This window comes from Oscillibacter valericigenes, assembly GCF_016902445.1.
Lineage (GTDB): Bacteria > Bacillota > Clostridia > Oscillospirales > Oscillospiraceae > Oscillibacter > Oscillibacter avistercoris.
In genome coordinates this window covers 35,337-59,623 of the sequence record NZ_JACSNX010000003.1, presented here as the reverse complement: position 1 = coordinate 59,623, position 24,287 = coordinate 35,337, and the positions used below count along the sequence as shown (strand labels likewise).

19 protein-coding genes and 1 tRNA gene are annotated in these 24,287 nt (G+C 64.0%); 8 read left to right on the top strand and 12 right to left on the bottom strand.

Features of this window, described 5'->3' with window-relative positions; genetic code table 11:
• Window positions 1-16: 16 nt before the first annotated feature.
• The 7 genes from H9X91_RS03810 to H9X91_RS03780 form a co-directional block, all read right to left on the bottom strand.
• A complete protein-coding gene (locus H9X91_RS03810; protein WP_204802688.1) occupies window positions 17-874 on the bottom strand; it encodes a DNA/RNA non-specific endonuclease in 858 nt (285 codons plus the stop codon).
• Window positions 871-1,278 carry a ribonuclease Z gene (locus tag H9X91_RS03805; RefSeq protein ID WP_204802686.1) on the bottom strand — a complete coding sequence of 136 codons (408 nt, stop codon included), beginning with the start codon at window positions 1,276-1,278 and terminating at the stop codon, window positions 871-873. Before H9X91_RS03805 ends, H9X91_RS03810 begins: the two co-directional genes overlap by 4 nt.
• A gap of 142 nt (window positions 1,279-1,420) precedes the next feature.
• Window positions 1,421-3,127 carry a [FeFe] hydrogenase, group A gene (locus H9X91_RS03800; RefSeq protein WP_204802684.1) on the bottom strand — a complete coding sequence of 569 codons (1,707 nt, stop codon included), beginning with the start codon at window positions 3,125-3,127 and terminating at the stop codon, window positions 1,421-1,423.
• A gap of 13 nt (window positions 3,128-3,140) precedes the next feature.
• Window positions 3,141-5,024: a (2Fe-2S) ferredoxin domain-containing protein gene (locus H9X91_RS03795; protein WP_204802955.1), complete on the bottom strand. Its 1,884-nt coding sequence runs from the start codon at window positions 5,022-5,024 to the stop codon at window positions 3,141-3,143.
• An 11-nt stretch (window positions 5,025-5,035) separates the two neighbouring features.
• Window positions 5,036-5,518 (bottom strand): NADH-quinone oxidoreductase subunit NuoE family protein, encoded by a 483-nt coding sequence (locus H9X91_RS03790; RefSeq protein WP_204802682.1) that lies wholly within the window; start codon window positions 5,516-5,518, stop codon window positions 5,036-5,038.
• 105 nt (window positions 5,519-5,623) lie between these two features.
• A complete protein-coding gene (gdhA, locus tag H9X91_RS03785) occupies window positions 5,624-6,973 on the bottom strand; it encodes an NADP-specific glutamate dehydrogenase (protein WP_204802680.1) in 1,350 nt (449 codons plus the stop codon).
• Between the two features lie 14 nt (window positions 6,974-6,987).
• A complete protein-coding gene (locus tag H9X91_RS03780) occupies window positions 6,988-7,431 on the bottom strand; it encodes a hypothetical protein (protein WP_204802678.1) in 444 nt (147 codons plus the stop codon).
• Between H9X91_RS03780 and H9X91_RS03775 the strand changes: the two genes are divergently transcribed.
• The 6 genes from H9X91_RS03775 (at window position 7,431) to H9X91_RS03750 (ending at window position 14,097) form a co-directional block, all read left to right on the top strand.
• Window positions 7,431-7,577 carry a hypothetical protein gene (locus H9X91_RS03775; protein WP_204802676.1) on the top strand — a complete coding sequence of 49 codons (147 nt, stop codon included), beginning with the start codon at window positions 7,431-7,433 and terminating at the stop codon, window positions 7,575-7,577. The two genes, H9X91_RS03780 and H9X91_RS03775, sit on opposite strands and share 1 nt — an antisense overlap.
• A 140-nt stretch (window positions 7,578-7,717) precedes the next feature.
• Complete coding sequence (gene ilvB, locus H9X91_RS03770) at window positions 7,718-9,433, top strand: biosynthetic-type acetolactate synthase large subunit (protein ID WP_204802674.1); 1,716 nt, start codon at window positions 7,718-7,720, stop codon at window positions 9,431-9,433.
• Window positions 9,430-9,996, top strand: coding sequence for an acetolactate synthase small subunit (gene ilvN, locus H9X91_RS03765; protein ID WP_204802672.1), 567 nt, complete (start codon window positions 9,430-9,432; stop codon window positions 9,994-9,996). Before ilvB ends, ilvN begins: the two co-directional genes overlap by 4 nt.
• Window positions 9,977-10,996, top strand: a complete 1,020-nt coding sequence (gene ilvC, locus H9X91_RS03760) for a ketol-acid reductoisomerase (RefSeq protein ID WP_204802670.1) — start codon at window positions 9,977-9,979, stop codon at window positions 10,994-10,996. Before ilvN ends, ilvC begins: the two co-directional genes overlap by 20 nt.
• Window positions 10,997-11,067: 71 nt before the next feature.
• Window positions 11,068-12,729, top strand: coding sequence for a dihydroxy-acid dehydratase (ilvD, locus tag H9X91_RS03755; RefSeq protein WP_204802668.1), 1,662 nt, complete (start codon window positions 11,068-11,070; stop codon window positions 12,727-12,729).
• A gap of 57 nt (window positions 12,730-12,786) precedes the next feature.
• The gene (locus H9X91_RS03750) at window positions 12,787-14,097 is read left to right on the top strand and encodes an ATP-binding protein (protein ID WP_204802666.1); all 1,311 of its coding nucleotides are present in this window, start codon (window positions 12,787-12,789) and stop codon (window positions 14,095-14,097) included.
• A 96-nt stretch (window positions 14,098-14,193) separates the two neighbouring features.
• On the opposite strand, the gene H9X91_RS03745 is transcribed toward H9X91_RS03750, so the two are convergent.
• A complete protein-coding gene (locus H9X91_RS03745; RefSeq protein ID WP_204802664.1) occupies window positions 14,194-14,778 on the bottom strand; it encodes a TetR/AcrR family transcriptional regulator in 585 nt (194 codons plus the stop codon).
• Between the two features lie 191 nt (window positions 14,779-14,969).
• Here H9X91_RS03745 and H9X91_RS03740 point away from each other — a divergent pair, with 191 nt between their 5' ends.
• Both H9X91_RS03740 and H9X91_RS03735 read left to right on the top strand, forming a co-directional pair.
• The gene (locus tag H9X91_RS03740; protein ID WP_204802662.1) at window positions 14,970-15,671 is read left to right on the top strand and encodes an ABC transporter ATP-binding protein; all 702 of its coding nucleotides are present in this window, start codon (window positions 14,970-14,972) and stop codon (window positions 15,669-15,671) included.
• Window positions 15,672-15,799: 128 nt separating this feature from the next.
• The gene (locus H9X91_RS03735; RefSeq protein ID WP_204802660.1) at window positions 15,800-19,762 is read left to right on the top strand and encodes an FtsX-like permease family protein; all 3,963 of its coding nucleotides are present in this window, start codon (window positions 15,800-15,802) and stop codon (window positions 19,760-19,762) included.
• Window positions 19,763-19,831: 69 nt separating this feature from the next.
• Here H9X91_RS03735 and H9X91_RS03730 read toward each other — a convergent pair whose 3' ends face one another.
• From H9X91_RS03730 to H9X91_RS03715, 4 genes are all read right to left on the bottom strand, one after another.
• Entirely contained in the window at window positions 19,832-20,611 is a 780-nt protein-coding gene (locus H9X91_RS03730; RefSeq protein WP_204802658.1) for an HAD-IIA family hydrolase, read from the bottom strand.
• 192 nt (window positions 20,612-20,803) lie between these two features.
• Window positions 20,804-20,877: transfer RNA gene (locus tag H9X91_RS03725), tRNA-Gln, on the bottom strand.
• A gap of 131 nt (window positions 20,878-21,008) precedes the next feature.
• Window positions 21,009-23,366, bottom strand: coding sequence for an SEL1-like repeat protein (locus H9X91_RS03720; RefSeq protein WP_204802656.1), 2,358 nt, complete (start codon window positions 23,364-23,366; stop codon window positions 21,009-21,011).
• 2 nt (window positions 23,367-23,368) lie between these two features.
• On the bottom strand, window positions 23,369-24,262 hold the full coding sequence (locus tag H9X91_RS03715) for a tRNA lysidine(34) synthetase (protein WP_204802654.1): 894 nt from the start codon (window positions 24,260-24,262) through the stop codon (window positions 23,369-23,371).
• Between the last annotated feature and the right edge of the window lie 25 nt (window positions 24,263-24,287).

Genomic DNA, 24,287 nt, shown 5'->3' with positions numbered 1-24,287 from the left:
TCCGGGCGGCTTTCGCTTACGGGTCGCACTGGCCGCAGGGGGTGTAGCCCTGGGCGATCAGGTCCTCCCGGCTGCCGGTGTACTCCTGCCGGTTGGCGTCGCTCATGCTGGCCGCGCCGGCACAGTCGGGATCGTGGAATTTATGGCTGTTGGTGTTGAGGATGTACGTCACGTCCCCGTCCGCCGGCTCTGTGCCCTCCTGCCAGCTCTCACCGGTGGCGTAGTCGATGGTGATGCCGGGCTGGACGTTGTACACATACACGTTGAAGCACACGCCGTCCCCGGCGTCCTCCACGGACCAGGCCTCCATCTGGACGCCGCCGGCCACCAGGTTCTGACCCTCGAACACCGGGGTCACCCGGTAGAGGACGTGGTTGTCCGTCTCTTTCACATAGTCCGCCACCAGGTTCTCAAAGGGCAGCATCCCGTCCACGTTCATATACCGGGTGCCGGTGATGAGATTTTCCTCGTTGGCGTTCTCCCCCGTCAGCTGAAAGCCGATCAGGTGGCAGCGGTTGTACAGGTACTCGCCGTCGTACTCCTTGTTGATCCAGCCGGAGGGGGTGACGGAGCTGATGCTCCCCCGGTCCTCGGTGGGCATCAGGTCCTGCCCCACGTTGGCGTAGGCCGCGCCGCAGCGGCCCAGGGCGTCCAGGGGGCTGTAGGTCTCAAAGGACTCCGTGGAGGTCCGGTCCTCCTCTGGGAAATCCGGCTGGTTGTCGTCGATGACCACATAGGGGTCTCCGGCATAAGCGGGGATGTCCTCCAGGGAAAAAGAGGCAGCGGTCCCCTCCGCCGGGGGCATCATGCAGCCGGAGAGGAACAGGCACAGGGACAGCAGCACCGCTGTCAGGGAAATGCGGGTTCGATTCATGGGATATAGACTTCCTTCGTGATGATCTCGTGGGAGAAGCCGGGGAACTCCTCCCGCCGGGCCAGGGTCCAGCCCTCCAGGGGCAGGTCCCAGTACAGGTCCGCCGGATAGGCCCGGTCCCAGCGGTACAGCACCACCCGCTCCACGCGCCCGGCACAGGGCGCCACGGAGCGGTCCTCCACAAAGCAGGGCTCCCCCGGCCCCGCCTTCTCCAGAAACGACTCGTCCACGCGAAGGCGGTTCTGCTCCTCCGGGGCAAACTGCCGGGCCGTGGCCTCACTGACCCACAAGCGGTCCTCTCCGGCCTCTGCCAGCAGGTCCGCCCGCACCGCCCGGTCCCGGCTCTGCCGCCGGCAGTTGAAGGCCATGCCGTTCCGGCCGTCCACACAGGCCATCAGGATCATGCTCTGGTCCTCCTTTCGCGCTCTTTTTCTACGATACCGGATCCCGCCCGGAAACGCAAGGAAAATTTTTCTCCGCCCGCAGCGGACGCTGCATGGGAAAAGCCCCTCCCAAGCAGGAGGGGCTCCCCGCGCAAAAACGCGCTCACGCCTTGTCCGGGCGTTTGTACTCCACGTGTAACAGCTCATGGGTGCGGCCCTTGAGAGCCCCCTCCAGGAGCTTGGTGACCATGGGGTTCCGCTCGGACCGCTTGATGAGGGCAGTGCGGTCCGCCTCGTAGAGGCCCTCCGCCCGCTGCTGCTTCACCGGGATCAGTCCGTAGGGCTGGCCCGCACCGCCGACGCAGCCGGTCTTGCAGGTCATGACCTCCACCAGGTCGAAGTACTCCCGGCCCGCCTCGATATCGTCCAGCAGCTTCTGGGCATTCACCAGGCCGTGGACCACGGCGATCCGCAGGGCCCGGTCCCCCACCGGCAGCGTCACGGCCCGGATGGTCTCGCTGCCCCGGATACCGGAGAACTGGATGGCCTGGAGGGTGTTCTTGGACTTGTCCTCCACCACCCGCCGGGCCACGGCCTCCGCCACGCCGCCGGTGGTGCCGAAGATGGTGGCCGCGCCGGTGCCCATGCCGAAGGGCAGGTCCGGGGACTCCCCCTCCAGCTCCGCGAAGCGGATGCCGGACTCCTTGATCATGTTGATGATCTCCTGGGTGGTCAGCACCAGATCCACGTCCGGTTTTCCGTCATGCTGGAACTCCGGCCGCTTGGCCTCCATCTTCTTGGCGGTGCAGGGCATGATGGCGATGTGATAGGTGGTCCGCCCGTCCTCCGCGTCCTTCTTGGCGTACTGGTCCTTCAGCACGGCGGCAAACATCTCCATGGGGGACTTGCAGGTGGAGATGTTCTTCAGGAAGTGGGGCCGCTCTTCCTCCACGTACTTCACCCACGCCGGACAGCAGCTGGTGAACATGGGGAAGGGGCCGCCCTTCTTCAGCCGCTCCAGGAACTCGTCCGCCTCCTCCATGACGGTCAGATCCGCGCCGAAGGTGGTGTCGTACACCTCGTCGGCGCCCATCATCTTCAGGGCAGACACCAGCTTGTTGATGGCGTTGACACCGGGCTCCAGGCCGAAGGCCTCGCCCACCGCCACCCGGACCGCCGGGGCGATCTGGAACACCACCCGCTTCTTGGGGTCGTGAAGGGCCCGCCAGCCCCGGCCGATCTCATTGAAGATGGTGATGGCGCCGGTGGGGCAGGCGGCGGCGCACTGGCCGCAGCTGATGCAGTTGGTCTCACTGAGTTTCCGGTCAAAGGCCGGCATTACCTGCAGATCGCTGCCCCGGTGGGCGAAGTTCAGGATGCCCATGCCTTGCATCTCCTCGCACACCCGGATGCAGTCGCCGCAGAGGATGCACTTGTTGGGGTCCCGGACGATGGCCGGAGAGGAGGTGTCGATCTCATAGTGGGGCCGGGTGTCCTGGAAGCGGACGTGCCGCACGCCGAAGCGCAGGGCCAGCTCCTGGAGCCGGCAGCTGCCGCTCTTCTCGCAGGTGGTGCAGTCCCGGCAGTGGGAGGACAGCATCAGCTCCAGAATCATCCGCCGGTGCTTCAAGAGCCGTGCGGTGTTGGTGCGGATCACCATGCCGTCCCGGGGCTCCATGGAGCAGGAGGCGTCGATCTTGCCCTTCTCGTCCTCCACCACGCACATCCGGCAAGCGCCGTAGACGCTCAGTTCTGAATAGTAGCAGAAGGTGGGCATGTCGATGCCGGCCTTCCGGATCACAGCCAGGACGTTCTTCTCCCCGTCGAAGGGCACCCGCTGGCCGTCGATATACATAATTCCCTTTGCCATTGGTTCTCCCTCCTCACTTGCTGGCCGTGATGGCGCCGAAGGGGCAGTTGTCCACACAGGCGCCGCAGTTGATGCACTTCTCCGGATCGATGACATGGACCTGCTTGGGCGCGCCGGTGATGGCCTCCATGGGGCAGTTCTTCCGGCACTTGCCGCAGCCCTTGCACTTCTCCGCATCGATGGTGGGGTGGGGCTTCTCCCGGTTGCAGATGGGACAGTGGTGGTCCACCACGTGGGCCAGATACTCCTCCCGGAAATACTTCAGCGTGCTCTGGACTGGCTTGCAGGCGCTCTGTCCCAGGCCGCACAGGGCCGTCTTGCTGATGGTGTCCGCCAGCTCCTCCAGCAGGTCCAGGTCCTCCAGCGTGCCCTGGTTGGCGATGATCCGGTCCAGGATCTCCAGCATCCGCTTGGTCCCCTCCCGGCAGGGCACGCACTTGCCGCAGGACTCCTTCTGGGTGAACTCCATGAAGAAGCGGGCCGTCTCCACCATGCAGGTGTCCTCGTCCATCACCACCAGGCCGCCGGAGCCGATCATGGCGCCGATACTCTTCAGGCTGTCGAAATCCAGAGGCAGGTCCAGGTGTTCTTTGCTTGCGGTGGTGGCGCCGCCGGAGGGGCCGCCGATCTGGACGGCCTTGAACTTCTTGCCGTTCCGGATGCCGCCGCCGATGTCGAACACCACCTCCCGGATGGTGGTGCCCATGGGCACCTCGATGAGGCCGGTGTTCACCACGTTGCCTGTCAGGGCGAAGGCCTTGGTGCCGGGGCTGGTCTTGGTGCCGATGGACCGGTACCAGTCCACGCCCCTGCGGATGATGAGGGGCACATTGGCAAAGGTCTCCACATTGTTCAGCACGGTGGGCTCCGCCCACAGGCCGTGTTCAATGGTCCGGGGCGGCTTGACCCGTGGCATGCCCCGGTTGCCCTCGATGGAGGCCGTCAGGGCGCTGCCCTCGCCGCAGACAAAGGCGCCGGCGCCGCGATTCACATGGATGCGGAAGGAGAAGTCGCTGCCCATGATGTGGTCGCCCAGCAGACCGTACTCCTCCGCCTTGGCGATGGCGGCCTTCAGGCGGCTCACCGCCAGGGGGTACTCCGCCCGGACGTAGATATAGCCCTCATCGCTGCCTACCGCGCGGCCGGCGATCATCATGCCCTCCAGCACGCTGTGGGGGTTGCCCTCCATGATGGAGCGGTCCATGAACGCGCCGGGGTCGCCCTCATCGCCGTTGCAGACGATGTACTTCTTTTCGGACTTCTGCCGCCGGGCACCGTCCCACTTCCGGCCGGCGGGGAATCCGCCGCCGCCCCGGCCCCGGAGGCCGGAGTCGATGATGTCCTTGCAGATCTCCTCGCCGGTCATCTCAAACAGAGCCTTCTCAAAGCCGGCGTAGCCGCCCTTGGCGATATACTCCTCAATGTCCTCGGCGTCGCTGCTGCCGCAGTTCTCCAGCACCACCCGGTGCTGCTTCTTGTAGAAGGGAATATCCGCCTGCCGTGGATAGGCCACGCCGTCCAGATGATACACCAGCCGGTCGATGATCTCCCCGCCCAACACAGTCTTTTCCAGGATCTCGTGGCAGTCCTCGGGCTTCACATGGATGTACATGACGCCCAGCGGCTCGATGTGGACCAGGGGGCCCATCTCACAGAAGCCGTGGCAGCCGCTCATCTTCACGTGGAGGCTCTTCTCCTCGTCCGTGTCGTGCTTCAGGCCCACGTAGACCTTCAGCCCCCGCTGCTCGCACTCCGCCTTCAGGTTGTCGTAGATCTTCATGGCGCCGCCGGCGATGCAGCCGGTCCCGGCACAGATCAGCACGGAGGGCACCTGCTCGCTCTGCTTCAGGGCGTTCCGGGCGTTGGCCTGGAACACATGGAAGCTGTCCCGCGTCATCTTTGCATGTGTCATTGTGCGGCACCCTCCTTCTTCCGGATCTCCTCCACCAGCGCCAGAGCCGCCTCCGGCGTCATTTTGGAGTGGACCTCTCCGTCAATGGTCATCACCGGGGCCAGGCCGCAGGCGCCAAGGCAGGCCACGGTCTCCAGGGTGAACAGTCCATCCGCGGACGTCTTTTTCTTGCCGGTCAGACCCAGTGCATCCCGCAGCGCGTCATAGATGGGCCCGGATTTGCGCACATGGCAGGCCGTGCCGGTGCACACCTTGATGATGTGCCGTCCCTTTGCCTCCAGCGAGAAGTTCTCGTAAAAGGTAGCCACGCTGTAGACCTTGGCGGTGCTGATCCCCAGCTTTTCCGCGATCAGGGTCAGGGCGCCTTCGCTGAGGTACTTGTACTCCCCCTGGATCTCCTGCATGATGGCGATCAGGTTGCTCTGCTCGCAGCCGTAGGCGTCGATAATTGCCTCCGCTCTCTCCAGATTCTGCTCCATAAAGTCTCCCCTCATTTGTGAATGATCCTAGCAAAAATGCATAGGGCCCGCACCTCCCGGCGGGCCCCGCATGTGTGCCCCGTTTTTCAAGATCCCAGGCCGGCGTCAGAAGACGCCCTGCTCCATCATGGCCTCCGCCACCCGGCGGAAGCCGGCAATGTTGGCCCCCGCCACCAGGTCATAGCCCAGGCCGTATTCCTCTGCCGCGTCCACGCTCATCTGATAGATGGTATCCATGATCCGGTGGAGCTGGGCGTCCACCTCCTCCGCGGTCCACACCAGCCGTTCGCTGTTCTGGGCCATCTCCAGGGCGCTGGTGGCCACGCCGCCGGCGTTCACCGCCTTGCTGGGCGCCACGATCATCCCCGGCTGCTCCATCAGGAACTTCAGTGCGTCGTTGGTGGTGGGCATATTGGCCACCTCGATATAGTACTTCACGCCGTTGGCGGCGATCCGCCTGGCGGAATCCAGATGTACGTCGTTCTGCATGGCGGAGGGCATCACCACATCCGCCTTCACGCCCCAGGGCTTCTCCCCCGGGAAGAAGGCCGCGCCGAACCGGTCCGCATAGTCCTGCACCCGGTTGCGGCCGCTGGCGCGCATCTCCACCAGATAGGCGATCTTCTCGTCCGTCACCACGCCGTCCGGGTCATAGACATAGCCGTCCGGGCCGGAGAGCGTGACGACTTTCGCCCCAAGCTCCGTGGCCTTGCGGCAGATGCCCCAGGTCACATTGCCGAAGCCGGCGCAGGCGATGGTCTTGCCGGCGATGTCCTCCCCCTCGTGGGCCAGCACGTTCTGGAGGTAGTACACCGAGCCGAAGCCCGTGGCCTCCGGCCGGATGCGGCTTCCGCCGTAGGAAAATCCCTTGCCGGTGAGGACGCCGTTTTCAAACACGCCCTTCAGCCGCCGATACTCGCCGAAGAGATAGCCGATCTCCCGGCCGCCCACGCCCATGTCGCCGGCCGGCACGTCAATATCCGGCCCGATGTAGCGGTACAGCGCCTGCATGAAGGACTGACAGAACCGCATGATCTCCGCCTCGGACTTGCCGGCTGGGTCGAAGTCCGCGCCGCCCTTGCCGCCGCCGATGGGCAGTCCCGTCAGGCTGTTCTTGAAGATCTGCTCGAACCCCAGGAATTTGATGATCCCCGGGTACACGTTGGCCTGGAACCGGATGCCGCCCTTGTAAGGGCCCAGAGCCCCGTTGAACTGACAGCGGTAGCCCGTGTTGGTGTGCCACCGGCCCCGGTCATCCTCCCAAGTCACCCGGAAGGTGAACATCCGCTCCGGCTCCACCAGCCGGTTCAGCAGATCCACCCGCTCATACTCCGGATGCCTTGCGATCACCGGCTCCAGGGATGAGAGCACCTCCTCCACGGTCTGAACGAATTCCGGTTCGTGGCTGTGTTTCTTCCGCACGTTTTCGATCACGCTGGCCAGATAGGTATCCATGACGCACCCTCCCGTCAAAATTCTGGAAATCTGTCAAGCTTCTGATGCCTGCTGAGGGGATCTTCTGAACCGGCAAACAGCTGGATATGGCTGCGTTCCGCAGCATTTTTGAGCGAGCGTCTCTCTGTATCTGTATTATAACAAAAAATTACCTCCTTGGGAAGTCCCTGATTGTGTAAAAAGCACAGTCTCCTCCTGTGCCTGGTCTCTCCTCCTTCGTCTATTTCCCCAAGCATTTTCCGATCTTTTGGTGAGTTTGCTTCTGCCGCCGGCCGCCGGTCTTCGGATCCTCTTGCACATTGACCGGTTTTTTCCGACGTTTTCTCCGCATTTTTGTGGAAGTCCATAAAAAGACTGAACGCTTCAAATTTTTCATTGCGCAGGCAGGCTGGCAACGATATAATGAAGACCAAGATCCCGCACAGCCTGCGGAACGATAGGCGGAGGAACTTTCCCAATGATGTTTGCTCTGATCAACATTAGCATGATTATTATCAGCATTATTCTGATTCTGGTGGCGATTATTACGCCGGAAGAGAATAGTGTGTTTGGTCATGCGCAGAGCCGGAACGTCATTTCCGTATCCCGCAGAGCAGCGGTCTAAAAGGATCTGAAACTTTTGAGGCGTCTGTGACCCGACACAAGGGGCACAGGCGTCTTCTTTTATGCCGGCGCCCCCGGCAGCAGGGCTGTCCTGCGGGCCATGCGCGTCCGAAGACGCAATGAGAGAAGGAGGAATGCAGATTGAAGATCCGCGCCACCCAGGCCATCCTGGAATGTCTGCTGGAACAGGAGGTGGACACTGTCTTCGGCTATCCCGGCGGCACCATCCTGAACATCTATGACGAATTGTACCGGTATCAGGGCAGGATCCGCCACATTCTGACCGCCCACGAGCAGGGCGCCGCCCACGCCGCAGACGGCTATGCCCGCTCCACCGGAAAGGTGGGTGTGTGCTTCGCCACCTCCGGCCCCGGCACCACCAACCTGACCACCGGCATCGCCACCGCCCACCTGGACTCCTCCCCCGTGGTGTTCATCACCTGCAACGTGGGGGAGAACCTGCTGGGCCGGGACGCCTTTCAGGAGGTGGACGCCACCGGCATCGCCATGCCCATCACCAAGGCCACCTTCCTCGTCCGCTCGGCGGACAAGATCCCGGACGTGATGCGGCAGGCCTTCGCCGTGGCGGCCACCGGCCGGCCCGGCCCGGTGCTGATCGACTTTCTGAAAAACGTCACCGCCCCGGACCAGATGGTGGAGTACGAGTTCATCCCCTGGCAGAAGAACCGTGGCTGTGAGAGCATCCGCAGCCTGAACGCCAGCCACAGCCTGAAGAACCCGGAGCCGGACCGGCAGGACGTGGACAAGCTGCTGGAGATGATCCGCCACGCGGAGCGGCCGTTCCTGATCTGCGGCGGCGGTGTGGTCCGGGGCCGGGCACACAAGGAGTTCCGGGAGTTTGCCGAGAAGCTGGACGCCCCGGTGGCCATCACCGTCATGGGCGGGGGCGGATTTCCCGGTGCCCATCCCCTGACCACCGGCATGATCGGCATGCACGGCTCCCAGGCCTCCAACGTGGCTACCTCCGAATGTGACCTGCTGATCGCCGTGGGCTGCCGGTTCTCCGACCGGGTGGCCTCCGATCCCGCCTCCTTTGCCGCCCAGGCCAAGATCGTCCAGATCGACATCGACCGGGCGGAGATCGACAAGAACGTGCTGACAGACCACCACATCATCGGCTCCGCCAGAAGGGTGCTGTCCATGCTGAACGAGCGCCTGCCCCAGTACCATCACGCGGCCTGGAAGCAGCATATCCTGCCCATGCGTGCCCCCTCCACCGCCGGGGACAGCGCCCAGCTCACCCCCCAGCAGATCCTGGACGTGATCCAGTATCAGACACCGCCGGAGACCATCGTGGCCACCGACGTGGGCCAGAACCAGATGTGGGCCATCAAGTACCTCCACTTCCGCTATCCCGGCCAGCTGCTGACCTCCGGCGGATTCGGCACCATGGGCTTCGGCCTGGGGGCCGCCATCGGCGCCCAGCTGGGCAACCCGGACAAGCGGGTCATCCACATCACCGGCGACGGCGGGTTCCGCATGAACTGCAATGAGCTGGCCACGGTCCAGTACTACGGCCTGCCCATCGTCTCCGTGATCTTCAACAACGGCACGCTGGGCATGGTCCGCCAGTGGCAGAGCCTGATCTACGGCGGGCGCTACTCCGCCACCACCCTGGACCGGGGACCGGACTTCGTCAGGCTGGCGGAGGCCTATGGCCTCAAGGGCTTCCGGGCCACCACCCGTGCCGAGGTGGAGCAGGCGCTGGCCGCCGCTCTGGACGCCGGCTGCGGCGCCATTATTGACTGCCAACTGGACATTGATGAGATGGTCCGTCCCATGGTGGCGGCGGGCGCTCCCATCACCGACTTCCTGCTGAAGGAGGCAACGACGTGAAACGAGAATTTGACAGCACCCGCAAGCTCTACACCCTCTGCATCCTGGTGGAGGACGTGCCCGGCGTACTGAGCCAGGTGGCCCGTCTCTTCTCCCGGAAGGGATACAACATCGAATCCATCGTCTCCGGTGCCACGGACCGCCCCGGCATCACCCGCATCTCCATCGAGATCCTGGCGGACGAGCTGATGATCGAGCAGATCGCCGCCCAGTGCCGCAAGCTGCTGCCGGTGAAGGCGGTGAAGATCCTGGATGAGGACACCTGCATCCGCCGGGAGATTGCCCTCATCAAGGTCAGCGCCGCCGACCACTCTTCCCGGGATGAGATCATCCAGCTGGTGAGCATCTTCCGGGCCAAGGTCATCGACGTCAGCCGGGAGGCCCTGACCATCTGGGTCTTCGGCAGCGCCAGCAAAAACGAGGCGCTCATCAACATGCTGGAGGATTTCGGCATCCTGGAGATCGCCAAAACCGGTACTATCGCCATCGAACGAGGGCGTAGCACGATATACGACAACAGCAAATTACGGGAGGAATACGACTATGGCAAAAATGTATTATGAGAAGGACTGCGACCTGGCCAAGCTGGACGGTAAGAAGATCACCATCATCGGCTACGGCTCCCAGGGCCACGCCCACGCCCTGAACCTGAAGGAATCCGGCTGCGACGTGTGCGTGGGCCTGCGCCAGGGCAGCCGTCACTGGGCCGAGGCAGAGGCCGCCGGCCTCCAGGTCAAGACCGTGGCGGAGGCCGCCAAGTGGGGCGACGTCATCATGATGCTGGTCAACGATGAGGTCCAGGCCGCTGTGTACCAGGCGGACATCGCCCCCAATCTGGAGGCCGGCAACGCCCTGATGTTCGCCCACGGCTTCAACATCCATTTCAAGCAGATCGTTCCTCCCGCCGACGTGGATGTGCTGATGATCGCTCCCAAGGGTCCCGGCCACACGGTCCGGTCCACCTATGTGAACGGCAAGGGCGTGCCCTGCCTGCTGGCGGTGGAGCAGAACGCCACCGGCAAGGCCTATGACATCGGCCTGGCCTACGCCGCCGGCATCGGCGGCGCCCGGGGCGGCGTGATGGAGACCACCTTCCAGGATGAGACGGAGACCGACCTCTTCGGCGAGCAGGCCGTCCTCTGCGGCGGCGTGGTGGAGCTGATGAAGCTGGGCTTCGAGACGCTGGTGGAGGCCGGCTACGCCCCGGAGAACGCCTATTTTGAGTGCATCCACGAGATGAAGCTCATCATCGACCTGATCAACAAGGGCGGCGTGGCGGCCATGAACTACTCCATCTCCGACACTGCCGAGTTCGGCGAGTACGTGTCCGGCTCCCGGGTCCTGCCCTATGAGGAGACCAAGAAGAACATGAAGGCCGTGCTGCGGGACATCCAGGACGGCGTGTTTGCCGGCAAGTGGATCGCCGAGAACAAGAACGGCCGCACCTTCTTCAACGCCAAGCGGGCCCAGCTGGCCAAGCACCCCATGGAGACCGTGGGCGCCGAGCTGCGCCGCAACATGCTCTGGGGCGAGGACACCGACCTGGACACCGCTTCCAACTGACTGAAGCCCAGGGGGAGGGCCGCCTCCCCCTGTCACGCTTTCCCTGACAACGACAAAGGAGGCTTTTTCCAATGCGAAGCGATGTGATCAAAAAGGGCGTGCCTGCCGCCCCCAACCGCTCCCTGCTCTACGCCCTGGGCTACACCAAGGAGGAGCTGGAGCGTCCCCTCATCGGCGTGGTCTGTTCCTACAATGAGATCGTCCCCGGCCACATGAACCTGGACAAGATCGCCGAGGCGGTAAAGGCCGGCGTCCGTGCCGCCGGCGGCACCCCGGTGGAGTTCCCCGCCATCGCCGTGTGCGACGGCATCGCCATGGGCCACGTGGGTATGAAGTACTCCCTGGTCACCCGGGACCTGATCGCTGACTCCACCGAGGCCATGGCCATGGCCCACCAGTTTGACGGCCTGGTGATGATCCCCAACTGCGACAAGAACGTGCCCGGCCTGCTCATGGCCGCCGCCCGGGTGAACATCCCCACCATCTTCGTCTCCGGCGGGCCCATGATGGCGGGCACCATGAACGACGGACGCCGCACCTGCCTCTCCCACATGTTTGAGGCGGTGGGTTCCTACTACGCCGGCAAGCTGGACGAGGCCGGTCTGGAGGAGTACGAGAACAACGCCTGCCCCACCTGCGGCTCCTGCTCCGGCATGTACACCGCCAACTCCATGAACTGCCTCACCGAGGCCATCGGCATGGGTTTACGGGGCAACGGCACCATCCCCGCCGTGTGGTCCGCCCGGCTCCGTCTGGCCAAGCACGCGGGCATGCAGATCATGGAACTGGTGGAGAAAAACATCCGCCCCCGGGACATTATGACCGAGGCCGCCTTCCACAACGCGGAGACGGTGGACATGGCCCTGGGCTGCTCCACCAACACCATGCTCCACCTGCCCGCCATCGCCCACGAGTGCGGCATCGAGCTGTCCTTCGACATGGCCAATGAGATCTCCCTGAAAACGCCCAACCTGTGTCACCTGGCCCCGGCGGGAGATACCTATATGGAGGACCTGGAGCGGGCCGGCGGCGTGTACGCCGTCATGGCCGAGCTGGCCGAGGCCGGTCTGCTGGATACCAGCCTGATGACCTGCACCGGCAAGACGGTGGCCGAGAACCTGGGGGGTGTGGTCAACCGGAACCCCGAGATCATCCGCCCCATCGACAATCCCTACTCCAAGACCGGCGGCATTGCGGTGCTCAAGGGCAACCTGGCCCCCGACGGCTGCGTGGTGAAGCAGTCCGCCGTGGCCCCCGAGATGATGGTCCACGAGGGCCCTGCCCGGGTGTTCGACTGTGAGGACGACGCCATCCAGGCCATCTACGCCGGCAAGATTGTGGCGGGCGACGTGGTGGTCATCCGCTATGAGGGACCCAAGGGCGGCCCCGGCATGCGGGAGATGCTCAACCCCACCTCCGCCATCGCGGGCATGGGGCTGGACAAGGACGTGGCCCTCATCACCGACGGCCGCTTCTCCGGCGCCACCCGGGGGGCCTCCATCGGCCATGTGTCCCCCGAGGCGGCCTCCGGCGGCCCCATCGGCCTGGTGGAGGAGGGCGACCTGATCGCCATCGACATCCCCAGCCACTCCATCACCCTGAAAGTGTCCGACGAGGAGCTGGCCGCCCGGAAGGCCAAGTGGGTCTGCCCGGAGCCCAGGATCAAGACCGGCTATCTGGCCCGGTACGCCAAAATGGTATCCTCCGCCGACCGGGGTGCCGTGCTGGAATAAGCGACAACAAAGCCGCCCCGGGCCTGCGGCCCGGGACGGCTGGAGAGGATGGTTCAAATGTATCGGGAACTTTCACAGCTGGTGCTGTACAGCGATCTGGGCGAGGATGCCATTCTGACACGCCTGGCGGAGATCTTCCGGGAGCTGGACCGGGGCGGCTATGACCGGGACCGGCTGGCGGGGCGCATCCATGCCCAGGTCAAGCGTCTGCTGGACCTGGGTACTGACTGCGGCTTTGACTGTGATCTGTGGCAGTGCTATCTCACCTGGCTGCTGATGACCAATGAGAACTCCTTCACCCGTACCTGTGAGCGGACCGGCGTCCAGGAGGGCAGCGTCAACCACTTTGCAAGGGGCGACTTTGCCGTGTTCCACCGGCTGTTCCACTATGACTTCGGCCCGGTGGAGCAGGCCCTTGGCATCGACTGCTTCTCCACCATCTGCAGCTACCGGGCCATCCCCAAGCGGGAACGGATGTACAACCGGGATGTGAGCCAGCAGGTACAGTCCCTCCGTCAAAAGCTGGCCGACGCCGCGGACGGAGACGAGATGTTCCGCCTGACCACAGACTATTACCGCCAGTATGGCTACGGCGTCTTTGCCATGAATCGGGCCTTCCGCATCGACCGGCAGACGGGCAGGCCGGTGGACTTCCTGCCCATCAGCAATGTCGATCATGTGATGCTGGAGGATCTTCTGGGGTACGAAAAGCAGAAGCAGGAGCTGCGCCGGAACACCGAGGCGTTCCTGGAGGGCCGGGCCGCCAACAACGTGCTGCTCTACGGCGATGCCGGCACCGGCAAGTCCACCTCTGTCAAGGCCCTCATCAATGAGTACTTTGACCGGGGCCTGCGGATGATCGAGATCTACAAGCACCAGTTCGGGGATCTCTCCGCCATCCTGGCCCGGGTAAAAAACCGGAACTACCGCTTCATCATTTTCATCGACGACCTGTCCTTTGAAGAAAATGAGGTGGAGTACAAGTTCCTCAAAGCGGTCATCGAGGGCGGCGTGGAGACCCGGCCGGACAATGTGCTGATCTACGCCACCTCCAACCGCCGGCACCTGATTCGGGAGACCTGGAACGACCGCACGGATATGGAGCACCACGGAGACATCCACCGTTCCGACACCGTGGAGGAAAAGCTCTCTCTCGCGGCCCGGTTCGGCGTTTCCATCAATTTCGGCGCCCCCACGCCCAAAGAATACCAGGAGATCGTTCTGACCCTGGCCCGCAGGGCCGGGATCACCATGGACAGCAAAAAGCTGCTGTCCCGCGCCAACGCCTGGGAGGTCCGCCGCGGCGGCTTCTCCGGCCGGGCAGCCCGGCAGTTCGTGGATTATCTGGCCGCTCAGCCGGACAGCTGAGCGGGACTCATGCAGGCACCCCGCAGCCCTTTGGGCTGCGGGGTGCCTGTACTTTCAGCGGGCCAGCGGCTTGAGCCGGAAAAGGAAACGTACTTTTCACTTCTCCGTATCCCTGTGCGGCAGTCCGCTGACGATCATCTGCTCTGCCAGGGCGGCCATGGTCTGCGCCTTCTCTGCCATGCCGTTCCGCACCCAGGCACGGACCAGGCCCACCACACCGCACACCACAAACTCCAGATAATAATTGGTCCCGGCTGCGCTGCCGAGATCATAGAAGCCATTCCACTCGCCCAGGTACATCTCATAGATCAATTTCTGCAGGCGGCTGAAGAACAGCTCCTCTCCCCCGCGGCCCAGAATGGTGGCAAACAGCTCCCGGTTGTCCTGCACAAAGGCGAATACAGCCGTCAGGACCGGCTTCAGGTCCCCCCGGATGCTCTCCGCATCGTAGGCGGACAGCACCTCCGTCAGCTGCCGGAACAGCTCCTGCTCCACCTGATTCCGCATATCGTAAAGGTCCTTGTAGTGGGCGTAGAAGGTCCCGCGGTTCACGTCCGCCAGTTCCGTCAGCTCCCGGACGGTGATGTCCTTCAGATCCTTCTCCCGCATCAGTGCCGCCAGTGCCGTCTGCAGCTGTTTCCGGGTCCTGCGCACCCGCCGGTCCTGATCCCTGCGCTCCATCGGGATCCCTCCCCTTGGATTTTTTATGGCGTCTTGAGGCGATCCTCAACACATCCGCCCGCCTGTGTCCGTTTTTGCACAAATCTGTCCTGATTTGCCGATTGCATCTTGGGATGTCTCTATTATAATAGACATATGCGTGATAATCAACATCTGTTTTTTATCGGAAATGACAGGCAGGAGGCGCACCTATGGCATACATTTCCCTGGACCAAGTGGTCAAGCGCTATCAGATGGGCGAGGTGACGATCACCGCCGCCGACCACATCTCCTTCGACATCGACAAGGGGGAGTTCGTCATCATCGTGGGGCCCTCCGGCGCCGGCAAGACCACGGTGCTGAACATTCTGGGGGGCATGGACGCCTGCGACGAGGGCACCATCACCGTGGACGGCAGCCCGGTCAGCAGCTACAGCAGCCGTCAGCTGACCACCTACCGCCGCTACGACATCGGCTTTGTGTTCCAGTTCTACAACCTGGTGCAGAATCTGACGGCCCTGGAGAACGTGGAGCTGGCCGCCCAGATCTGCAAGGACCCTCTGGACGCGGGAGATGTACTGCGCCACGTGGGTCTGGGAGACCGGCTGAACAACTTCCCGGCCCAGCTCTCCGGCGGCGAGCAGCAGCGGGTGGCCATTGCGCGGGCCCTGGCCAAGAATCCCAAGCTGCTGCTGTGCGATGAGCCCACCGGCGCGCTGGACTACGTCACCGGAAAATCCATCCTGAAGCTGCTGCAGGACACCTGCCGGCAGCAGGGCATGACCGTCATCGTCATCACCCACAACACCGCCATCGCCCCCATGGCGGACAAGGTCATCCACGTGAAAAACGGCCGGGTGGACCGCATCGACCGCAATCCCTCCCCCACGCCGGTGGAGGAGATTGAGTGGTAAGTGATTGCAATTAGGAATGAGGAATTGATGAGCCGCCCGCGGCGGCGATTTCCAGTTCGTCCGGCTCCGCCGGACACAAAAATTCCTAATTCCTAACTCCTAATTCCTAATTCTCCGGAGGAATTTGTATGAAGCTGCGGCACAACCGCATCATCACGGACGCTCTGCGGGAGATCCGAAACACCTTCAGCCGCTTTCTCTCCCTGCTGGTCCTCTCCGCCCTGGCAGTGTGCTTCCTGGCGGGGCTCCGGGCCACGGCCCCAGACATGAAGAAGTCGGCGGATCTGTATTTTGACCAGCAGAATCTGATGGACCTCCATGTCCTCTCCACCCTGGGTCTGACGGACAAGGACGCGGAGGCCCTGGCGCAGCAGCCCGGTGTGGCGGCGGTGGAGCGGGCCTATACCGTGGACGCCGTGGTCCACCTGACGGACAACGACTATATTGTAAAAGTTCTCTCGTTTACAGAAGATCCCGGAATCAACGCCCCCCGGCTGGTAGAGGGCCGCCTGCCGCAAAACGCCCGGGAGTGCCTGGTGGAGCCGCTGCTGCTGGAGGAGACCGGCCTGCAGCTGGGGGATACCCTGACCCTGGACACCGGCGACGGCGACTATGCGGACGCCCTGCGGACGGAGACCTTCACCATCGTGGGCACCGCCGACTCCCCGCTGTATGTGGGCACGGACCGGGGCACATCGTCTCTCGGCACCGGCAAGGTGTCCGCCTTTGTGCTGCTGCCTCTGAGCGCCTTTTCCATGGAGACCTATACGGACTTCTACCTGCTGGCGGAAGGGGCGGAATCGCTTCTCTGCTATGACGACGCCTATACGGACCGGATCGACAGCCTGACGGACAGCCTGGAGGCGTTTGCCGACCAGCGGGCCCGCCTCCGGGGAGAGGAGGTCATCGGCGAGGCCAACGAGAAGCTGGCGGAGGCGGAGCAGGAGCTGGCGGACGCACAGGCGGAGGCAGAGCAGGAGCTCTCCGACGCCTGGGCGGAGCTGGCAGATGCCCGGGCCGAGCTGGATGACGGCTGGGCGGAATACCACGACGGCGTCCGGGAGCTGCAGGACCAGGTGGCAGAGGCAGAGCAGGAGATCTCTGACGGCCAGACGGAGCTGGACGACGCCCTGGTGGAGCTGAACGACAACGAGCAGAAGCTGACGGACGCCCGGGCGGAGCTGGACGATGGCTGGCAGGAATACTACGATGGCCGCCGGGACTACGAGGACGGCCTGGACGAATACGAGGACGGCTATGCCCAGTACGAGGACGGCCTGGAGCAGTACGAGGACGGCCTGGCGGAGTATCGGGCAGGCCAGCGGCGGCTGAGCAGCGCCCTGGACCAGCTGAACAGCGGCGAGGCCCAGTACAGCGCCGGAAAGAGCCAGTTCGACCAGCTGGTGCAGACCTATCTGCTGCCCGGCTCCGGCTACAGCTCCGTGGACGCCCTGTGTGCCGCCCTGGCGGCGGAGGGCAGCGGAGGCGGGCCCGCCCACGCGGCAGTGGATGCGGCGCTGACTGCCCTGAACAATCAGATCAGCGCTCTGCGGACAGCAGTGGATGCCCTGAACAAACTGGAGCCCCAGAAGGAACAGCTGGATGCGCAGGTCACTGCCCTGCAGGACAGCCTGCAAAGTACGCGGGAACGGATCGCAGAACTGACGGCCCTGGGAGAACTGACGGAGGAGCAGCAGGCCGAGCTGGCGGCGCTCCGGCAGAAGGAGTCCGAGCTGATTGCCCAGCTGAACGGCACGGCGGAGGCCCCCGGTCTGCTGGCCCGGCAGGCCCAGGTGAACGGCGCTCTTTCAGCCATCGATACCCAGCTGGCGCAGGAGGGTCTGACCCGTGAGACCGCCCGGCAGACCCTGGCCCAGCTGGAGCCGGCGGCCGATCAGATTCCCCAAAGCGCGGAGGCAGTCCGCGCCTCCTATCAGACCCTGCTGGCCTCCCGGCGGGAACTGGACGACGGCTGGGACGAGTACTATGACGGCATGGCCCAGCTGCGGGCCGCCAAGCGGGAGCTGGATGACGCCAAGGCCGTCCTGGACGAGACAGAAGAGGAACTTGCGGACGGCTGGACAGAACTGGAGGATGCCCGGCGGCAGCTGGAGGATGCCTATCAGGAGCTCCAGGACGGCGAGCAGGAGCTGGCCGACGGCCGGGCGGAGCTGGACGACGGCTGGCAGGACTACTACGACGGCCTGCAGGAGCTGGAGGACGCCAGGCAGACCCTGGCAGAGGAAACAGCCGATGCCCAGGCGGAGCTGTCGGATGCCCGGGCGGAGCTGAACGACGGCGAGACGGCGTACACCGACGGCCTCGCCGAGTACGAGGACGGCAAGGCGGAGGCAGAGAACAAGATCGCCGACGCCCGGAAGGAGCTGGAGCAGGCCCGGCGGGATATCGAGGACATCGAGGAATGCGAGTGGTACCTCCTGGGCCGGAACACCAACACCGGCTATGTCAGCTACTCCATGGACGCCGACCGGATGGGCAACCTGGCATCGGTGTTCCCCCTCATCTTCTTCCTGGTGGCGGCGCTGGTGTGCCTCACCACCATGACCCGCATGGTGGAGGAGCAGCGGGTCACCATCGGCGGGCTGAAGGCCCTGGGCTACTCCAAGGGGATCATCGCCGTCAAATACGTGGGCTACGGCTTTCTGGCCAGCACCGTGGGGGCCCTGCTGGGCCTGGCGGTGGGGCTGACGTTGCTGCCCTGGATCATCTGCAACGCCTGGAACATCATCTACACCCTGGGCCCCATCCAGTACGGGCTGGAGCCGGTGACCTCCGCTGTGGCATGCCTTGCTGCCATCGGCACGGTGACGCTCTCCGCCCTTGGGGCCTGCTTCTCCACCCTGGCCGCCGTCCCCGCCCAACTGATGCGGCCCAAGGCGCCCCCTGCGGGCAAGCGGGTGCTGCTGGAGCGGCTGCCCTTCCTCTGGCGGCGGCTGTCCTTCAACTACAAGATCACCATCCGGAATCTCTTCCGCTACCAGCGGCGATTCTGGATGACGGTCATCGGCATCGGCGGCTGTGCGGCGCTGATCGTCACCGCCTTCGGTCTGCGGGGATCCATCTTCGACATCATGGACAAGCAGTTCGAGGAGATCTACGGCTACACCGCCCAGATCGGCCTGGTGGACAAGGTGACCCCCGGCGAGCTGCGGGAGGTGACGCAGGCCCTGGATGAAGATCCCCTGGCGGAGGGGTGGCTGGTCTGCTGCAGTGCGTCCATGACGGCGGAGACGGACGCCTACACCGTGGACTGCACGGTGCAGGTCTTTCCGGACCAGGCGTCCATGGCCCCCTTCATCCACCTGCGGCACCGGACGGACGACGAGCCGGTAACTCTTTCCGACGACGGGGTGGTGCTGACGGAGAAGCTGGCCAGCCTGCTGGACGTCCAGCCAGGCGATACCATCACTCTGGACGGGGACAGCCGCGTGGAGGTCCGGGTGGCCGACGTGACGGAGCACTACATCCAGCACTACGTGTACATGACCGACGCCTATTACGAGACGGTCTTCGGCACGGAGCCCCGGCAGAACCTGATGCTGGCGGACTATCCCGTGGAGGACGCCGCCGCAGAGGACCTGGAGCGGGAGCTGGTGGGGCTGGACGGCGTCACCTCCCTGACCCGGATGGAGGACACCCGGGACACCTACGGCTCCAGCCTGGAGAGCGTGGACTACGCCGTGGTCCTCATCATCGTGTGCGCAGCGGCCCTGGCCTTCGTGGTGCTTTACAACCTGACCAACATCAACATCACGGAGCGGATGCGGGAGCTGGCCACGCTGAAGGTCCTGGGCTTCTATGACGGGGAGCTGTCCGCCTACATCTACCGGGAGAACGTGATCCTGACGGTGTTCGGCGTGGCCATGGGCATGGTCATGGGGAAGCTCCTCCACCAGTGGCTGATTTTGACGGTGGAGATCGACATGCTCATGTTCGGCCGGCAGCTGTCCCTCAGCAGCTATGCCTATGCCGTGGTGCTGACGGTGCTCTTCTCCCTGCTGGTGAACCTGGCGGCCCACCGGAAGCTGAAGAAGCTGGACATGGTGGAGTCCCTGAAGACCGTGGAATAACAGAAAGCGCCCGCTTTTCACCAAGTGAAAAGCGGGCGCTTCTCTTATGTGATTCCAGCTGCCGGGCCGTCATTCCGCCGGCGGGATGTCTCCCACCCCGTTCAGCACCAGGCGGGGCCGGTAGGGGAAGCGGGTCATCTCCTCCCGGGTGGTGACGCCGGAGAGGACCAGCAGCGTATCCAGGCCGGTCTCGATCCCCGCCACGATGTCGGTGTCCATGCGGTCGCCGATGATGGCGGCCTCCTGGGAGTGGACACCCAGCAGCCGCAGGCCCGTGCGCATCATCAGAGGATTCGGCTTTCCCACAAAGTAGGCCTGCTGGTTGGTAGCCATCTCGATCGGGGCCACCAATGCCCGGCAGGCGGGCACCAGCCCGTCCTCCGTGGGGCCTGTCAGGTCGGAGTTGCAGCCGATGAGGCGGGCGCCCTTCTGCACCAGATGGACCGCCCGGCAGATGGAGTCGTAGTTGTAGCTGGCGGATTCCCCGATGACCACATAGTCCGGGTTCACATCACTGAGGGTGATGCCCCGGTCGTAAAGCGCGTTGTACAGACCCGGCTCCCCGATGACATAGGCCTTGGCCCCGGGCTGCTGGGCGGCAATGAACTCCGCGGTGGCCAGGGCACTGGTGTAGAAGTGCTTCTCGTCCACCTCAAGCCCCATGCGGGCCAGCTTGTCCTGCAGCTCCCGGGGCGTCTTTCCGCTGTTGTTGGTCAGGAACAGGAACTGCTTCCCCTCCTGATACAGCCAGTTCACAAACTCCTTTACGCCCGGCAGCAGCCGGTTGCCGTGGTAGATCACACCGTCCATATCGCAGATGTAGCCGCGCTTCGCTCGAAACTGATCCATGTCTTCACATCCTTTATCCATCGGGGCTCGCCCCTTCTTTACTCGCCTCCCATTATACCGTAGCCGATTTGGCAGCACAAGAGGCTGTTGCGGAGAATCCCGGAAATTTGCACAGTCTCCGGCGTCTCCCGGGCCCTGCCGCGTCCTGCATAGAAAAAATCCCTGGAACCGTAACGATTCCAGGGATCCCTTTGGCAGCGGGTGAAGGATTCGAACCCTCACATACAGAGTCAGAGTCTGCTGTGCTACCCTTACACAAACCCGCTATTTGTTTGTCCGCAGCGAACAGATATTATTATACAGGAAAGTCTCATTTTGTCAATACCTTTTTTTGTTTCTTCGGGCTTTTTTTCGGAGGGCACGGTTCCCCGTGCCCTCCTGTTATGTATCTTCAGTTCTACTGTCCATGCAGACCGTCCAGGAAGCCCCGCAGGAACCCGCCGCGGCCGCCGGACTTTTCCAGCCGGGCCGCTGCCTCCCGGGCGCCCTCGTACTCCTGCTGGGCCGCAGCCTGATACAGCTCTCTGGCCCGCCGCAGATCCCGGGGCACGCCTTTTCCATGCTCATAGCACCAGGCCAGGTTGTACTGGGCGCGAGGATAGTTCTCTTCCACCGCCTGCTGATACCACTTCACGGCGTCCGCCCAGCTCTGGGCAACACCGGATCCCGTCTCGTACAGGTAGCCCAGATTGCAGGCCGCCACGCAGTCGCCGCCCTCTGCCGCCTGGCGGTACAGGGCCGCCGCCCTGACCGGGTCCCTGGCCACGCCGTGGCCGAACTCCCAGCAGACCCCCAGGTTGCACTGGGCACGGGGATAGCCCTGGTCCGCCGCCGCCTGATACCAGCGGACAGCCTCCTGCCAGTTCTGCTCCACCCCTTCGCCAGATTCATAGAGGTATCCCAAGTTGCACTGGGCGGCGGCATCCTCCCGCTCTGCTGCCTGACGGTACAGCCGGGCAGCCTCGGCCGGGTCTTTCCGAACGCCCTCTCCCCGCTCATAGCAGACGCCCAGATTGCACAGCGCCGCCACAGAACCGGCGTCTACCGCCCGGCGGTACCACTGGACCGCCTCTTCCCAGTTTTCCTCCACACCGCGGCCATACTTACAGCAGACGCCCATGCAGAACATCCCTCTGGGATCCTCCTGGTCCGCAGCCTGACGATACCAGTGGACGGCCCGTTTGAAATTCTGTTCCACGCCCTTGCCGTACTCATAGCACCAAGCCAGGTTGCACTGGGCACGGGGCAGGCCCTGCTCCGCTGCGGCCCGGTACCACCGCACCGCCTCCTGCCAGCTCTGCTCCACGCCGCGGCCGATCTCATAGAGATAACCCAGGTTGCACTGACCTGCGGCATTGCCTGCCTCTGCGGCCCGGCGGTACAGGCCGACCGCCTTGCCCAGGTCCTGCTCCACACCTTCGCCCCGCTCATAGCAGACGCCCAGGTCGCACATGGCCGGTGCGGAGCCGGCGTCCACTGCCCGCTGGTACCACTTCACCGCCTCAGCGCTGTCCTGTTCCACACCGCGGCCATAGTCAAAGCAGTGGGCCACGGAGAACAGGCCGCGGGGATCATCCTGTTCCGCTGCCCTGCGGTACCAGCGGTAGCTCTCCGCCGAGTCCTGTGCGACGCCCTTGCCGTACTCATAGCACCAGGCCAGGTTGCACTGGGCGCGGGGCAGGCCCTGCTCCGCCGCGGTACGGTACCACCGCACCGCCTCTTCCCAGCTCTGCTCCACGCCCTGGCCGGTCTCGTACAGATAGCCCAGGCAGCACTGGGCGTCTTCCTCCCCCTGCTCCGCCGCCTTGCGGTACCATTCCGCAGCGGCAACCAGATCCAGCGGGACGCCCCGCCCCCGCTCACAGCAAAGCCCCATGCACAGCTGCCCCCGGGGATACTCCTGCTCCGCCGCCCGCAGATAGAGCCGGGCCGCCTGGGCGTAATCCCGCTCCACGCCTTTTCCGTACTCATAGCACCAGGCCAGATTGCACAGGGCACGGGGATAGTCCTGGTCTGCAGCGGCGCGGTACCATCTCACTGCCTCCTGCCAGCTCTGTTCCACCCCCTGGCCGCTCTCATACAGAAAGCCCAGGCAGCACTGGCCCGGTGCGTTCCCATTGTCTGCGGCAGACCGGTACCACTTCACCGCCTGCTGGATATTTTGGGGCACGCCGGTGCCAAACTCCAAGCAGCGCCCCAGCTCCGTCTGGGCCGGCGGATAGCCCAGCCATGCGGCAGACTGATACCAGCGGGCGGCATCCTCATCGCTGCGCTCCACGCCCAGGCCCCGGGAGTATGCCTCACCCAGCAGGAACTGGGCCCGGGGAAAGCCGTTTTCCGCCCCCTTCCGGAAGCACTCCACAGCCTTGTCGTCATCCTGGGCCACACCCACACCGTGGGCATAGCAGTAGCCCAGGTTCGTCAGCGCAGGCATGTAGTCCTGGGCCGCGGCCTGGGCATACAGCACCACTGCCTGCCGGGGATCCGCCTCCACGCCGACGCCTGCCTCCAGGCACCAGCCGAGATTGGTCAGCCCCAGCACGTCGCCTGCGGCTGCGGCCTGCTGATAGCAGGCCAGGGCATCCGTGTTCCGCTCCTCATCCACGGCGCGGTTGCCCAGCTGCACCCAATCGGAACCTGTCAGCTCCTCCTCATCCACAGAGAGGAAAAACGTGCCGCCGCAGTGTGGGCAGACGTCCGGCTCCTCCTCTGCCAAAAATCCGCAGTCCGGGTTTTCGCAGCGATAGTAATTCATGGTCATGCCTCCTCTGTATCCGCAGCCGGCGCCTGCGCCCCGGCGGGAAAGCCGGGCAGATCATAGGCCTCCTCAAAGGAGAAGGCCCTTCCCCGGAACTTAAAGCCAGGGAAGGTGTCCAGCTGGACACCGTGGATCGCCCGGAACATGCTTTTCTCGATATTGGGATTGGTCTTCTTCAGCTGCCGCAGCAGCAGCTTCATCTCCTGGCGCTTGCTGTCTCCCACGCCGTCGTCTGCGCCGTCCCGCTCTTCCGTGAACCGGCAGGCACACTGGAGAAAGCGCAGGCCGTTGTAGTTCTTCCAGGCGATGATAGCGTCCTCATGGACACAATACAGCGGCCGGATCAATTCCATGCCCGGAAAATTTTTGCTGCGGAGCTTGGGGGGCATGGTCTGCAGCTGAGCGCCGTAGAACAGCCCCAGCAGCGTGGTCTCGATCACATCAGAGAGATGGTGGCCCAGGGCGATCTTGTTGCAGCCCAGCTCCCGGGCCTTGCTGTAGAGGAACCCCCGGCGCATCCGGGCGCACAGGTAGCAGGGGTTCTTCTCCACCTGATAGGCCACGTCGAAAATATCGCTCTGAAACACGGTGATGGGGATGCCCAGCCGGGCGGCATTCTCCTCGATCAGTGCCCGGTTGGCCGGGGCATAGCCGGGATCCATCACCAGAAAGACCAGTTCGAAGGGCTGCTCCGTATGGCGCTGGAGCTCCTGCATCAGCTTGGCCAGCACCATGGAGTCCTTGCCGCCGGAGATGCAGACGGCGATCCGGTCCCCGGGGACGATCAGCTCATACCGCTTGACGGCAGCAATAAAGGGATTCCACAGCTCCTTCCGGTATTTTTTGATGAGACTGCGCTCCGCAGTCTCCTGTGGCGTCAGTTCACGGGACATAGTGCCTCCTGAGAAAATAAGATCA